Here is a 14,663-nt window from a genome sequence, read left to right on the forward strand (position 1 = left end):
GTGCAGGCTTTACCTGTTGACTCATCACCCGCATTTTTATACTGTCTGGTGATGATACTTTTTAGATGCACCGCCCAGACATCCCTGACCACAACCTGCACTGCGGGTTGTGAGGATGCTGTGCGTTAAAAGCCAATCCCCCAACCCGCCAGTAATGGCCGGGTGCTGACATTTCTCCTGGCTTACTGGCAAAACCAAGGAGAACACCATGTCAAAATGCGCACTACTTGTCGTTGATATGCAGATTGGTTTATTTCATGGCCCGGATAAGCCCTATGCTGCAGCGCAGGTCCTGGCAAATATAAATCTGCTGATTGATAAAGCCCGTCTTGCCGGAGCGCCCGTCTTCGCCGTTCGCCACACAGGGCCATCCGGTTCACCGATCGAACCCGGCAGTCCGCTGACTCAGTTAATTCCGGAATTAAATATCGATGCATCTGCAGATAATGTTTTTGATAAAACACGGCCAAATTGTTTCACAGGAACAGAATTAGGCGCGTGGTTGCAATCTGCACATATCGATCAGTTGTTTATTACCGGAATGAAAACAGAATTCTGCATAGATACCACATGCAGAGCCGCCGCTGAGCTCGGATTCCATCCGGTATTGGTTTCCGATGCGCACACAACGGTGGACAGCCCGGTGCTATCAGCAGATGTCATCATCGCTCATCACAACCGGACATTAAACGGCCCGTTCGTTAAGCTTATGTCGGCTGGTGAATGTGAGTTCTGATACCCATCGATAACATTTATAAAATCCCGCTTATCATGCGGGGTTGAACTTAAATGTTACCGGGCTAACCCCAGAGGTAAACCGCTAACACAAAGATAAAGAACCGCCGGAACTCCTCTACACTGGTGCTCGGTAAATCGGGCTTTACGCATAGCGATCTTCTCAGGGACATAATCAGTATGTCGGAAGATCTCTAAAAGTGAATGGCTCGGTTAAGCGGGATACTGACACTGCCATTGGCGTTCGCCGCACCCGCCGCCGAGGCAATCACCGCACCGTTCAGTTGCGTTTGGTCGCCGACATAAGACGTAAAAAAATCCCGCCGGGTAAGGGCGGGATTAATGTGAGTTGTATTAGTAGAAATCTTCTCTTTTAAAAACGACGCCAGTAGGTACAAGATCGTCTTTTTCAAAATAAACTGTATTTTCTTTATCATGAAGGATCACTGCGTACCCATAGATAACTCCATCCTCTTCACTGATCCCCAAAACAACACCTTTACGGCCAACGTATTTGCTGTTTTTCGCATCAGGAACAACCTGAACCTCTTGGTAGAAATCAATTTTCATATTCATCATTTATGTGTAATTTTCCCATCAAGCGAGATATTTAGGTGGGAACCATCACGAGTTGCCCAGCCTAACTGCGCCTTGCCTGTCCGAGATAACTGGACATCCCATTCAAATGCCTGACCAGCTGTGGGGGATGGACCTTTCACCCATTCATTACCAAACCTATCGAAATACCCATTATTTGGCCCTCTTGGTAACGGTTGTGACGCCGAATAATCCTCCGGCGGTACATAACGGATTTTTCCACTCGTTGGAAGCTCAACATACTTTATACGACCTTTGGTCGACCACGGTTGTGCTGCACTGTAGTGGCACACTGAATTTGGCCACCTGAACAGAGGTGATATTGGGAGGAGATCACTAGTCTGGAGATGAGGACGTTTTGTCGGACTGATTATCCGGGGGGTTTTGTCATACCGTCGGCATGACAGTAATGACAAAACATTTCCTGTCCGGGAACTGAGGCTCTTTCAGGTAACTGTCGCTGATCAGGAACAATGGCGGGCACGGAGAGTCTGACCGCTAAAACCAACGCTTCCAGCCCACGCGCTGGGAGCGTTTTAACTTTAAATAGGTTCACTTGTTTCCAAAACTGCTTCCTCATATCCTTCAAGATTACTACTTAACCAATTTTCGCCCTGACGCTTCACATGGAACTTAACTACTGCACCAAATTCATCATGAGAAATAATCACATTTAATTTCTGAGCCTGATTGTAATTTTTCCAGCAAGCTAATATTTGCTCGCAAAATAAAAATGAGTAATCCAGATACCGCTCAGATACGTAATCGTCAATGTGGAAGGAGTTTACAAAACATTCAACCCCTGTCCTGTCAGGGAAATTACTTAACTCTTGATAATTCTTGTATAAAGATCGCAAGAAAACACAGTCGTCATCTTCTACAAAACCACCATTAATCCATGCCTGCAAATCATCAGGAAGAGATAGCTTCCTCCAATCGGCACGTTTCATTTCCTTTTTCATCAATTGATTACATTTCATTTCTTCTGCCTGCAGTTGTATTCTCGTTTTCCCGCCGCTGTTAAAGAACTCTGTAACTATTGAATTTAGTCTCCATCCCGAGGGACGGGAATTATTATGCAAGTATTTTGTTGATTTTTAAAATATCGCATCTTAAATCAACGCTAATATCTGAGGGTGCTAGCTGGTTTATGTATCTCTGTATTTTAATAAAATTATTTCTCTGACCTTTCAGATTCTTTTCTGTTATTGTTGACAAAGCGGCTATCAACTCCCCATCATAATATTCTCCAGCCAATGGATCATCAGCAAGTACTTCCAATACTCTTGGCATCAGTTGATCTATGCATAACCCCTGCCGGATAGCACGACAAAGATCTTCCACTGTCAACTCTTCAATCGGTATATCAAGAACATGTTCGAACCATTGCTCAAGCGAAGATTGCTGACTTAGTTCCTTAGTTACGTTTATATTTCCTATTAACTTACGGAAGGTAATCATATCCCATGTACTTTTAAAGTTGATTCTATTTTATTAATGGCATCGGTTGCTCTGCCATCTGCAGCCTGTGCTTCACGATTATTTACATTTTTCAACGTATCCGCATGATTTCTCGACCCCCTGAGAGTATTTTGCATTTCTTGCATGTGATCCGAATACCCTCCACTCTCATACTCCTTCATCGCATTGCTATAAGCCCGGTCAGTCATATCCGTCTCTGTGATAATAGGTCATTGTCGCTTTGCAACTGATGTACCTGCTTTTCCAATTCCTGTATTCGCCGCTGTTCAGGTGTTATGGCGCTGGCGGTCGGGGTATCCCCCTGGCTTCTCCACGATACTGACATAACCACCGCTGCAATGTTGAAAGACCAGTATTCATTGGTTCAGTAGCCTGGGTCACCGAGTATTAATGGTGAAGAACAAGATTGATGCATTCCTGTTTGAACTCATGGGTAAACGTTTTTTTCGTATTCTCACGTCGTTAGTGTTGTTCATTATATCTCTAACAAAGTGTCCGGAATGATTAGAGCATTACCACTATAGAATTCTAGCAGAAGTAAGAGTTGTAGCATGGCCCATTGCAACAACCTCACAAGCAGGCTCATCAAAATATCCTAATAGGATAAAAACAATACCACCATTATCCCAAACACATCTCATCCAATCAATTGGAACACTAGAAGAGTAACATCCACCAATATCGTTCCCGATTGAAAAATAAACCTTCTCCACTTTATTAATCAAACCAGATATAACATCCTCCTGAGAGGGCTTAAAACTACCTATACCAGATAGGATAAGTCCAGACTTTCCTTTCCTTTCAAAATTAAATTTATCATCGATATTATCGACCTTTACCCCACAATCCTTAATAAGCCCCCATGTTTTTTTATACTTAACTATCGCATTATTAGGTTGTTCTGCTGACAATTCAACCATGACATGAATATTCAGGCAGTTAGGACTTATTTCCCTTATTATTTTTTTCAATAGAAACTCACCTAACTCACGCCTTGAAGAGCCAGGCACTTCCCAGCTCACTGCTGAAATATTCTCACAATCAATAGCATATCTTGTGCCAAAGTCAGCAATCTCATTTGAGCAAGAGATGTCCCTAGTATGTCTTACAATAAGCTTAGTAGTCATAGTGGTTATCTTTCTGATCATTAAAATGTGGACCTCGGTTCTGAGAATCCCCCTCACCAAAGAAATGACCATCTGCATCATCTCTTATATATACTTTCTGAGTTCCGCCACCCGATTTGGGAACGTCAAATTCATAGATATACCCTGACTGTGGATTACCACGCTTGTCTACATTTTGATATACCTTACTAGGACTTTGGCTAACAGGCACATTCGATTGACGTTTCGCCTCATTAAATGCCCCAGCCCTCTTAGAGCCTTCAGGTGATAAGTTTGCAGGTTTATCCCCTTTGGCCAGATAAGCCAAATCATCAGGATTCTGCTCAGCAACTGGCGTTGTAGTGGAACTCCCCCCAGTGCTAATTGGCCCATCCGTATTGCCGGTATTACTTACGCCCTGCCCACCACTCTGATCCGGCGTAACCAACGATGTTCCTTTACTCTCATCCTGCGCCGGATTTACCAACTTACCGCCAGTAAGATCTCTGTCTGGCTGCGGGAAGATGGTAATTAAACCTTTCTGATCCTGCCCTATCATATAATCATAGGCAGCGCGTTGCTCTGGCGTCAGTTTCTCGATCAGATCGGCTTTACCTGACAACGCTACACTAAAAACATAATTCTGTTCTGTTGAAGAGAGGTTATCTAATGCGGTTTTTGCTGCTCCCACACCCAGCAAAGCACCAAGACCTTTTTCAATAAGGGCGTTGCGGCACGCTGCAACTTCAGCGCAACCTTGCACGGCTAGCCTCCCGCCCTGAACAATGGCATTCAGCGTATTTGACCCTACCCCGAAATCCTGCTCCATTCAGAAACAGAATTCCGGCATGATATTCACTCCCTCACGAGCGGAGGTTGTGCCGATGAAAAAGTCACGATTCACCGAAGAGCAGATAGTCTTTGCCCTGAAGCAGGCTGAGCTGGGTACGCCCGTACCGGAAGTCTGCCGCAAGCTGGGCATCTCCGATGCCACGTTCTACACCTGGCGCAAAAAGTACGGCGGGATTTCTCCTTCAGAACTGAAACATATGCGGCAGCTCGAGGAAGAAAACCTTCGCCTGAAGAAGCTGGTTGCCGATCTGAGCATCGACAAGGCCATGCTTCAGGATGTGCTGGCAAAAAAGAGCTGACGCTGGCACGCCTGCGCGAGTGGGTCAGGGATTTACAGACCCGCTATGGTGCAGTGAGAGACAAGTCTGCTTTGCGCTGCAGGTCAGCCGCAGTTCGTTCCGCTACCGCTCCGTTGCGGCAGACGACAGTGCGCTGCGACTGCGCATCAGGGAGATAACCGAAACCCGGGTCCACTACGGCTACCGCAGGGTACACGTCATGCTGAAACGTGAAGGCTGGCGTGATAACCACAAGCGCATCTACCGGCTCTACCGTTAGCAGGGGCTGTATCCCAACCACTTACGGGGTATGGATTTTGTCTCCGATGCGTTGTTTGACGGTCGGCGGCTGCGCCTGCTGACGATAATCAATATCTACATGCGCGAATGTCTGGGGATCTGCGTGGGCCAGAACCTGCGGTCTTCAGAAGTGGCTGAGATGCTGAATAACATTGCGCTGAGGCGACCGCTGCTACAGCTCCTGAAAACTGATAATGGTTCTTAATTTGCTGGAAAAATGTTGGATAAATGGGTGTACGAACGTGATATCCGGATTGACTTCTCGCGACCGGGTACGCCCACGGATAACGCCACGGTGGAATCATTCAACGGCAGGCTGCGGCAGGAATGCCTGAACGAGAACTGATCTTGCCCACGTAATGTGGACACAACTCTAAGCGAGGTTCTGGTTTTCAAATTGTTCTGGACTGAGACCGCCGCACGCACTGTGGCGACGCCAGCGATTGTAGTCACACTCGATATAATTAAATACCGTCGCACGCATTATTTCCCGACTGGCAAAGCGTTCTCCGTGGATACATTCCACCTTCAGCGAATGAAAGAAACTTTCCACGCAGGCATTGCCATAACAGCAGCCTTTTGCACTCATACTTCCTTGAAGATTATGTCGTTTCAGTGAGGCCTGATAATCCGATGAACAGTACTGGCCCCCACGATCAGTGTGAACAATGACATTTTCCGGATGTTTACGCCGCCAGAGCGCCATTTGCAGTGCATCGCAGGCAAGTTGTGCCGTCATACGCGACGACATCGACCAGCCAATGACGGCTCGCGACCACAGATCGATCACCACCGCCAGGTACAACCAGCCTTCGTCTGTGCGCAGATACGTGATGTCGCCCGCCCACTTCTGGTTCGGGCCACCGGCGCTAAAGTCCTGATTCAACAGATTCTCCGATACTGGCAGACCATGTTCACGATAGCTGACCGGACTGAAATTCCGGGTTGCTTTTGCCCGCAGTCCCTGACGACGCAGACTGGCAGCAATGGTTTTGATGTTGTACTCCGGCAGTTCGTCAGCCAGACGAGGCGCACCATAACGCTGTTTTGCCTCAGTAGATGCCTTACCGACGGAGACGGAACTGCTGGCGTGGGCTTATTATATGGCGACGCAGGCACCAGACATACCAGCCGCTGCGGGCAACCCGAAGCACACGGCACATCGCTTTGATGCTGAACTCAGCCCGATGTTTTTCGATAAAGACATACTTCATTTCAGGCGCTTCGCGAAGTATGTCGCGGCCTTTTGGATAATAGCCAGTTCCTCTGCCTGCTCCGCCAGTTGTCGCTTGAAACGGGCAATTTCAACAGCCATTTCCTGCTCACGTTCGGAAGAGGAATGTGCATTTTTCAGTTTGCTGCGCCAGGCATAAAGTTGCGACTCATACAGACTGAGTTCGCGAGCTGCAGCGGCAACGCCAATGCGTTCAGCGAGCTTCAGGGCTTCCTGACGAAATTCAGGTGTGTGTTGCTTACGGGGTTTTTTATTGGCTAATACTGGTTTTGTCATGAGTCACCTCTTACTTGAGAGTTTACTCACTTAGCTGCGTGTCCACTATTCGCGGGTAAGATCAAACGGGTTTATGTCGATGGAGGATGCCCGGTGCAAAATCGAAGCCTGGCGCATACACTATAGCCAGAGTCGTCCCCATTCTGCGCTGGGCTGGATGACCCCATCTGAATTTGCCGAAAAATCTGTAGGTTGCCAGAATAAGCAACCAACCTGAAGCCGGTTATTCCTGATTATGACTGGATCATATTCGGGGTCAGGGTCACAAGGAGTTGATTATGGCTGGCACGCATCATAAGTCAGAGGCCGACACGTCCACAACTAAATCAAGACGTTATACCGTGGGATATGTCCGCGACCACCTGAAGCATCGGCCTTCACCGTCGATCACCCTGCGCGGCCACTGGATGGCTGAGCTGGGCTTTACGACCGGACAGAAGATCGAGGTGATCACCACGCCGGAGCAGATGATCATCCGGCTGGCGACTGAGTGATAATGCAAAAATCCCGGCTCGATGGCCGGGATTTTTTTGGATGACTACCACCATTTAGGATAGTTAATAAAGGCCGTATATATTGCAGACTTTGCTTCTTCAGTTAGCTTTTCTCGACCTTTGCATAAGGTAATATATCCATCTAAATCCTCTTTAGCACAAGACCATTCGAGCCATCCTAAAGAAGGATTCAATAATAATTCAAAACAGCCATTCATATCTTTAAGAAGAGCCAACTCACTATTTCGCATGTTCTCAATAAACTCATCGATATGTTGACACTCTATCCAGGCATGCGAACAAGCATCTACACTAAAGTTAAATTTATTTATCTTAATCATCACGTTAAACTTCAACGATGGAACATGTTCATCGATTTCAATTACGTCCAATGTAATATTGGCCGGGCTTGTAATTTCTATATCCATTTAATGTGATCCTAAGTAACGAGCATGGATAATTGTTGGCAACTCACCCGCTGCACGAGGAGGTTTAATTTCTAGCTGCCAGCCATCGGCAGTAATCCTTTCACCGTAGGGCATATTATTTTTTGTTGCCGTGTCTACAGCTGCCTGGAAGCTTCTTAGCTCTTGTTGACTAGCTAGTCTCACAGCTTCAGGTGTGTGAGTGACGGCTTTAGATGCAGCATATTCTGCCATATGCTCAGTAGCATTCCCATGTACCCAAACCTTTTGCCCATTCGGCAACGTCATCTCAAATGATTTAGGTATGACTGAGCCTGGATATACAGGTTGAGTACCTTTAATAGAGTCGAATACCGTTCCTGTCGGCAACTGGCTATTTTTCGCAGCATTTGCCGCTACGGCTTCAGCCTTCGCCGCCGTTGCTTCTGCTGCCGTCTTGCCGATACCAACCGCGCCCCCGGCACCAACGCCCCCCGGCACCAACGCTTCCGACATCTGGATACCGACATTATTCAGGCATAACACGACATTTCCTGAACAAGCCTGTATCGCTGCCTTTGCCGCTGCCGCAAGTTCTGGTGAGGCAGCGGCCAGCGCACCACCGCCGAGTCCGGCGGGGATTGCCACCATCAGCGCATCCTGCATCGCCAGTCCTTTCTGACAGGATGCTGAGCCGGGATCGGTGCTGCACGACATGATGTTTTTGCCATGCTCTTGCACAAATTTCTCCTGACCGCTTTCCGTGCCGCCCAGAAGATTATTCTCAACGGCATTTTTCCCGGCCTGCGCCCCGGCCAGCGCATTAGCGCCGCTGTCACCGGTGAGCCCGCCCGCAAACCCGGACGCCAGCGTGGCCAGTGTCGATATGGACTGCCTCTGCGCTTCCGTTAAATCTTTGCGCGCAATCCCCGGATAAAGCTGCTGCCCGATATATTCACCCATCACCGCGCCCGAAGCCCCCGCCAGCGCGCTGTTGCCGTTGACTTGTGCGGTAATCGCCCCCAGCACCGCATGTGCCATCAGGTTGGCCGGTGTATTCACTTCCTCTTTCGGGCCGCCTGCCGTCTGCACCGTGGTGGTGGTCATATCATGGATAACGCCCGCCATGTACGGTGAAAGCCCGCCAGCCAGCGCTTTGCCTATATCACCACCCGCCAGCCCCTGCAGCACCGCCGTCACCGCCTGCGCCGCTCTTTGCATATCGCTGCCGGTGCCATACTCCTTCATCGCATTGTTATAAGCCCGGTCAGTCACATCCTGCTCTGTGATGTTGGCTTTCCCTTCCGCCTGCAGCTGTGTTTTCGCCTCGGCCCGGGACTGCAGGTTACGGCTGGCTTTCTCTCCGGCAATCGCCCCCTGTGTCCGGATGATATCGCTGACCTGTCCGCCAATTTCACCAATCAGCTGCGCCTGTTTCAGCCGGTTTTGCTCCTTCTCCTTATCAAAAATCGGGCTGATGCTGCCATTGGCGTTCGCCGTATCGCGGCTCAGGCTGGCGACGTCCTGTTGCTGGTTCGCCGTGTCACGGATAACAAGGGTTCCCTCAGACACCGCCGCCCGCGTCACTCCGCTTTCGTGGCCGCTGCCGCCGGCTCCAATCATCGCGAGGTTACCCATATTAGACAGCAAATCTCCGGCAATCCCGCCGCCGCTGCTGAGCGATATCCCCTGATGCTGGACGCTGTAATCGGCTTTATTCTGAATATCCGTCCAGCTCAGCGTGCCGGTATTGAGGCTGTTATTGGCCGCATCCGCCGTCGAGGCAATCACCGCGCCGTTCAGCTGCGTATGGTCACCTACGTGGATGTCATAACCGCCCTGACCGGCGTAAATCCCGGTCTGTTCGCGCACGGAGTCATAGTTGCTGGTGATTTTGTCGCGGCTGTAGCTGAACTGTCCGCCGGCATTGGTGCTCGCACCAATAGGAATGCTTATCCCCCCCGAAATGCTGCTCTGCCTGGAATCGTATTTGTCAGCGTCCTGCAGGCTGCTGAGGGTTAAATCGCGCCCGACCTGCGCGGTCACATTTTCCGCGCTGACCTGTGCGCCCTGTAAGGTGGTATCTCGCCCGCTTTGCAACGTCAGCGACTTGCCGCTGTCGAGGGTGGTCTCAGCCCACTGCGTTCCGTTGCCCTTATCCGCCCCCTGGGCTTTGTTGGCGTTGGCCGTAATCGCAAAGCCCGTGTTTTTCCCCAGCGAGACATCAACGCCAATACCAAAACCATTCGAATTGTTCTTACTGTCCGACTGCTGGGTATTCGCGCTGCCGGCCAGTAAAATATCCCGGCTGGCACTGATGGTCGTATCGCCACCAGCTTTGAGCTGGCTGCCGGCAATCACCACGTCACCGCTTTGCGCTTCGCTGCGCTTGCCCGTCGCACTGACGGACAGATTATTCCCCGCATTCAGTGTTGAGCCGATGACGTCATCCGAACTCTGGTGCGAACGGGATGAGGACTTTTGCGAGCCTAATGTCGCGCTGACGCCAAAGGATGCCGAGTCGTCCTTCCCTTTTGCGGCATTCAGTGCCATCGCCTGACCAGCCTGAACCCCGTACAACGCCGCTTTCGTACTCTGTAGCGCCGCCAGACGCCCGTCGGTTTCGCTTTTCGCCGTCATTGCTGTGCTGACGGCGGAATTAATGGCACTCCCCGCCGCACCGGATAATGCAACGGTAAGCCCGCTGGTTTTTTGCTCAAAACTTTCATCAACCGTGCGCTTGTCATGGCCCGGGTCAATCACCACGCTGTCGCCGCTGATGTTCAAATCTTTCCCGGCAATAAGATCGGCACCGCCAATATGCGCCTGCCCGCCCGCTATCACGCTGACAGTGCCGCCGGTTGAACCGACAGTGCTGACACTCTGGCTCTGGGTTGTGCCATTTTCATTCATTTTATAACGGGAGGTGCTTGAGCCGAGGGTAAACCCAATCCCGCCGGAACCCATCAGGCCACTCTTTTTGGTCTCGTTCAGCCGGTAACTGGACTGCTCATCAGTGGCGGCAGTGATATCAACGTTATTCCCGCCCGTGAGGCTGACCTGCTGATCGCCGGCCACAGAAGAGCCCTGCACGTTCACATCGTGACCGGCGTTAACGGAGATATTGTCTCCGCTGAGCAGTGAGCCTTTTTCGTGACTCGCGTAGTCCTCACTTATCGTGTGCGTGGTCGTTTTAGTGAACAGGTGTTTCTTGGTTTTGGTCTTCTCGTCGTAGCTGTACTGGCTTTCCTGCGCGGTGGTGATGTTCACGTCACGCCCGGCGTTCAGGGCCAGGTCGCCGGTGGCCTCAACCTGCGCGGCTTGTGTGGTGATATCCCGCCCGGCGGTGACCGAGGTGCTCCCGCCGCTGGAAACCGTCGTCCCTTCCTGACCGACATTTTCACGGATACTCACGCTTTTATTGCCGTGGGTTTCGCTGTAGGTGCTGGTTTGCTGCGCGTTCAGGTTGACGTCGCGACCGGCGCTGAGCGAGGCGTTAAGGTCGGCGGTCAGCTGCGCCGCCTGCGAGTTCAAATCACGGCCTGCGCTGAGCGTCAGGTTGCCGCCGCTGCTCACCACCGTGCGGGTGGCGTTGTTGTCGTCAGCTTTATTTTTACCGCTGGTCTGATGGCTGCTTTTGTCCATCGCGTTGAGGCTGATGTCATTGACCGCCGCCAGCGTGGTGTCGCCTTTGGCCGTCACGGCGCTGCCTGCGACCGTCAGGTTGTTACCGGCGCTGGCCGACAGATTGCCGCCCGCGCTGACTTCACTCGCCTGGCTGCCGGTGGTCTGCGCGCTGTTGTTTGCCGTCGATTTACGGGTGCTCAGCGCGTTGCCGGTGATGTTGATATCGCCCAGCGCCACCAGTTGCAAATCGCTCCCGGCGGTCAGTTTTGCGCCGGTGTTGTTGATATTATTACCCGCCGTCAGCGCAAGCCCGCCGGTGGCCGAAATGCCCGCCACATCCCCGGTCCGGGTATCACTGAAGGTCAGCTGCGCCGTTTTGCCTTTGCCGGTGGCCGGTGCCGCCGTCCACTGCTGCGCCTGCGTGACGTTATTGATGTCGCCGCTGACCGAAGCCAGCGCGACAGTTTGTCCGGCAATCGAGGAACCGATGTTATTGATATCCCCCAGCGCGCTCAGCTGCAGGCTGCCGCCGGAGGCCATCAGCCCGGCGCTGAGGTTATCCAACGTGCTGCTGCTTTTTGCCGCCAGCTGGGTTTGCGCCTGAAGCGTGCTGCCGGCGTTGACGATATGACCCGCGTCGAGATTGACGGTGTTCCCGGAAATCACGCTGCCGGTGACGGCATTCGTGTCATTGGCCGCGAGGTAGAGTTTGGGGGCGAGCACGGTCTGCCCGTCGACGGTGGTTTTCTCCCACCAGACGATGCTTTTGGTCAGCGCCGCGACCTGCTCCGGCGTCAGGCTGACGCCTAACTGCAGCCCCAGTCCGGCCTGCTGCCCGGCCGCGTTGTCTATCAGGTACTGCATCTGCGCCAGGTCAGAGCCGGTGCCGCCGATATAGCGCTGGCCGGTCTGGCTCAGCACCGCGTTATCAACGTAGCGGGTATCAAACGCCGCATCGCCGAGGAATTTATAGTCGTAGTCCGGCGTCAGGTTCAGCCGGTTCATAAAGTAGGCCGAGCCGATGAATTTGCTTTCGTCGGTATAGGCCGGCGCGGTTTCAATGCGCGGGTCAGACGGCGTGCCCGTCTGCACGGCAGGCGTCAGCGCGCCGGTGGTCGGGTGGGCAAGATAATCGTTGAGCGCGTTAAACAGCGCCGGGTCGGTTTTGCCAATGCTGCCGAGCTGCGGATTGGTGGTGATAAGATACGGGCTGGCCGGGTTGGTGCTCGCCACAAACAGGCCGTTATTACCGGCTGGAAGCGGATAATCGGTCAGCGCCGCGCCCTGATTGCCGATTTGCTTCAGGGCATCGGTGACCGAATTGCTCCACTGCACTGAGCCGATGGTCAGGTTCTGACCGGCCGCCAGTGAAGCGCTCTTCGTTGCGCTAACCGCCTGCAGGCCAGACGTGCCGTTCAGCGACGGTGCGCTGATGGCATGGGATAAGCCGCCCGCGTTCGCCGTGGTGGTGGTGTTACTGATGTTATTGCTGAAGCTGGCGTTAACCGCACCGCCCGCCTGAATGACGGCGCGGAGGCCTTCGCCAGTGCTGACGGTTTCGTATACCGGAGCGCTTGATATGGTATAGGTAACCGTCGAATTTACCGAGTTGCCCCTGCCATCTTTATAATTGGTTGCGCTCCGTTCTGAGCTAATTTTGTTCTTAACATCAACATCTGAAGCGTGTTCCGCACCTAGTTTTCCGCTATAGGTATAAGCAATATATTCGTTCTGAGCACTGTTAAGGTACGACTGGTTATTTAAGTTACTCCCGGATAACCCTATATTTCCCCCGGCTAAGATATTGCTGCTGATATTGTCTAACGTACCTGCATAGGCATTCAGATTTCCATTAGCCGCTATACGCCCCGCCCCTCCATTTGCACTGGCGGCAAGGATAGTTGAGCCTACAAGGTATTTTTGAACTGAACCTTGTTGGTTAGGTGCGAGGTAATCCCAGGTTGTATCGTATTCGACGTAATTATTACCCCCACAGTTTGAGTCACCGCCACAGTCGTCACGATATGTATGATCCGTCTGATAAATGCCCAGATCATCATTATTCAAATCACCGAGCCTGACCTTAATCGTACTGGCTCCGCTCGATGCCGGGCTGCTGGCGGCCGCCTGATACGAACTTGACGTACTCAGCCCGTCACGCTGGTTCAGCAGGTGTCCGGTGTTAATGGTGATATCGCCGTTGGTGGTTTCGATATCCCCCGAGGTGTTGACCACTTCACTGCTGGCGTTACCCGCCGCGTCGCGCTGCAGCCACAGGCTGTTGCCCGCCAGAATATCGCCGTAGTTGTTGTGGATGCTGTCGGCCAGCAGCTGCATGTTGTTACCGGCATACAGCAGCGCGCTGTTCGCCAGCTGACCCGCTGCGGACATCACCACGTTGCCCGCCCCGCCGACAAAGCCGCTGTTGTTCAGCACGCCCCGGCTGGCGAGACGGATATCCCCGCCGGACTGCACGCTGCCGCTGCCGTTGAGGGTGATGTTGTTCGCGTCCACGCCCACCGTACCGCTGCCGCCGTGCAACTGGCCGCTGTTGGCAAAGTTACCCGTGGCGCTGAGCTGAATACCGTTGCCCTGCAGCGTGCCGAGAATGTTCAGGTCGCCCTGCGTGCTCAGGTTCAGGTTCTGCCCTGCCGCCAGTGTGCCGGTCTGGGTGAAGCCCGACCCGAGTTGCAGCGTCATATCACCCAGTGCCAGCAGGCTGCCGGCCTGATTGAGCGACGGCGTCACCAGCGTCAGGTTACCGGCGCTGTAAAGTTTGCCGCCCGCCTGATTGTCGGCGTTCTGCAGGTTAAGCCCCAGCGTCTGGCTGCCCAGCACGGTGCCGGTGTTGTGCAGGGCGTTCCCGGTCAGTTGCAAACGGTCGCCCTGAAGCTGCCCCTGATTGGTCACCTGCGTCACGTTTACCGCGCTGTCGCCCAGCCCGGTCAGGGTACCGCCGTTGTTCAGCGTCCCGCCGGTCATCGTCAGCCCCTGCGCCTGCAGGGTGCCGGTGTTGGTCAGCGTGGGGGCGGAGACCGTTAACTGGCCGCCGGTCAGCAGCGTGCCCTGATTGTTCAGGTTATCCGTCAGGGTCAGGTGGCTGACGCCGTCGCCCTGCAGCTGCCCCTGGTTGAGCAGCGTCTGCGCCCCCAAATCTAACGTCCCCTGGCTGCGCAGCGTGCCGCCGCTCAGGTTGGTGATGCCGTTTTGTACCCTGGCCTGCAGGCTCTGCTGGCCCTGCAGCTGCCCGCCGTTGGTCAGGCTGTTCGCGGTCAGCA

The 14,663-nt window shown here is 52.7% G+C and carries 10 protein-coding genes and 4 pseudogenes; 4 read left to right on the forward strand and 10 right to left on the reverse strand.

The genetic code is table 11. From position 1 onward, the window contains the following. Positions 1-208 precede the first annotated feature (208 nt). Positions 209-736 (forward strand): cysteine hydrolase family protein, encoded by a 528-nt coding sequence (locus CWS43_RS20610; RefSeq protein WP_101078954.1) that lies wholly within the window; start codon positions 209-211, stop codon positions 734-736. Between the two features lie 353 nt (positions 737-1,089). Here the strand turns inward: CWS43_RS20610 and CWS43_RS20615 are convergent, their stop codons facing one another. The 7 genes and pseudogenes from CWS43_RS20615 to CWS43_RS20645 all read right to left on the reverse strand — a co-directional run bounded on the left by CWS43_RS20615 (position 1,090) and on the right by CWS43_RS20645 (position 4,749). Continuing rightward, positions 1,090-1,314, reverse strand: coding sequence for an Imm31 family immunity protein (locus tag CWS43_RS20615; RefSeq protein ID WP_064540991.1), 225 nt, complete (start codon positions 1,312-1,314; stop codon positions 1,090-1,092). Continuing rightward, the gene (locus tag CWS43_RS27815) at positions 1,311-1,625 is read right to left on the reverse strand and encodes a polymorphic toxin type 17 domain-containing protein (RefSeq protein ID WP_369825907.1); all 315 of its coding nucleotides are present in this window, start codon (positions 1,623-1,625) and stop codon (positions 1,311-1,313) included. Before CWS43_RS27815 ends, CWS43_RS20615 begins: the two co-directional genes overlap by 4 nt. A gap of 249 nt (positions 1,626-1,874) precedes the next feature. Beyond that, positions 1,875-2,312: a hypothetical protein gene (locus tag CWS43_RS20625; protein WP_101078956.1), complete on the reverse strand. Its 438-nt coding sequence runs from the start codon at positions 2,310-2,312 to the stop codon at positions 1,875-1,877. A gap of 94 nt (positions 2,313-2,406) precedes the next feature. Then, positions 2,407-2,793 (reverse strand): contact-dependent growth inhibition system immunity protein, encoded by a 387-nt coding sequence (locus tag CWS43_RS20630; protein ID WP_101078957.1) that lies wholly within the window; start codon positions 2,791-2,793, stop codon positions 2,407-2,409. Continuing rightward, a pseudogene (locus CWS43_RS20635) lies at positions 2,790-2,963 on the reverse strand (ShlA/HecA/FhaA protein); the annotation flags it as partial. The pseudogene CWS43_RS20635 and the gene CWS43_RS20630, both read right to left, overlap by 4 nt. Positions 2,964-3,332: 369 nt before the next feature. After that, positions 3,333-3,941, reverse strand: a complete 609-nt coding sequence (locus CWS43_RS20640) for a hypothetical protein (protein WP_101078958.1) — start codon at positions 3,939-3,941, stop codon at positions 3,333-3,335. Further along, on the reverse strand, positions 3,931-4,749 hold the full coding sequence (locus CWS43_RS20645; protein ID WP_101078959.1) for an HNH/endonuclease VII fold putative polymorphic toxin: 819 nt from the start codon (positions 4,747-4,749) through the stop codon (positions 3,931-3,933). The genes CWS43_RS20640 and CWS43_RS20645 overlap by 11 nt, the downstream gene beginning before the upstream one ends. A gap of 55 nt (positions 4,750-4,804) precedes the next feature. Between CWS43_RS20645 and CWS43_RS27820 the strand changes: the two are divergent. Next, a pseudogene (locus CWS43_RS27820) lies at positions 4,805-5,687 on the forward strand (transposase); the annotation flags it as partial. Positions 5,688-5,723: 36 nt separating this feature from the next. Here the strand turns inward: CWS43_RS27820 and CWS43_RS20670 are convergent. Then, a pseudogene (locus CWS43_RS20670) lies at positions 5,724-6,860 on the reverse strand (IS3 family transposase). Between the two features lie 70 nt (positions 6,861-6,930). On the opposite strand from CWS43_RS20670, the pseudogene CWS43_RS20675 reads away from it, so the two are divergent. Both CWS43_RS20675 and CWS43_RS20680 read left to right on the forward strand, forming a co-directional pair. Further along, a pseudogene (locus CWS43_RS20675) lies at positions 6,931-7,077 on the forward strand (integrase core domain-containing protein); the annotation flags it as partial. A 61-nt stretch (positions 7,078-7,138) separates the two neighbouring features. Then, positions 7,139-7,354: a SymE family type I addiction module toxin gene (locus tag CWS43_RS20680; RefSeq protein ID WP_232777117.1), complete on the forward strand. Its 216-nt coding sequence runs from the start codon at positions 7,139-7,141 to the stop codon at positions 7,352-7,354. A 44-nt stretch (positions 7,355-7,398) separates the two neighbouring features. Here the strand turns inward: CWS43_RS20680 and CWS43_RS20685 are convergent, their stop codons facing one another. Then, the gene (locus CWS43_RS20685; protein WP_101078964.1) at positions 7,399-7,782 is read right to left on the reverse strand and encodes a hypothetical protein; all 384 of its coding nucleotides are present in this window, start codon (positions 7,780-7,782) and stop codon (positions 7,399-7,401) included. Continuing rightward, positions 7,783-14,663: hemagglutinin repeat-containing protein (locus CWS43_RS20695; protein WP_198555889.1), on the reverse strand; the 6,881-nt coding region annotated here is incomplete at its 5' end.

It is taken from the genome of Rahnella sp. AA (assembly GCF_002834385.1).
In the GTDB taxonomy this organism is placed as follows: Bacteria; Pseudomonadota; Gammaproteobacteria; order Enterobacterales; family Enterobacteriaceae; genus Rahnella.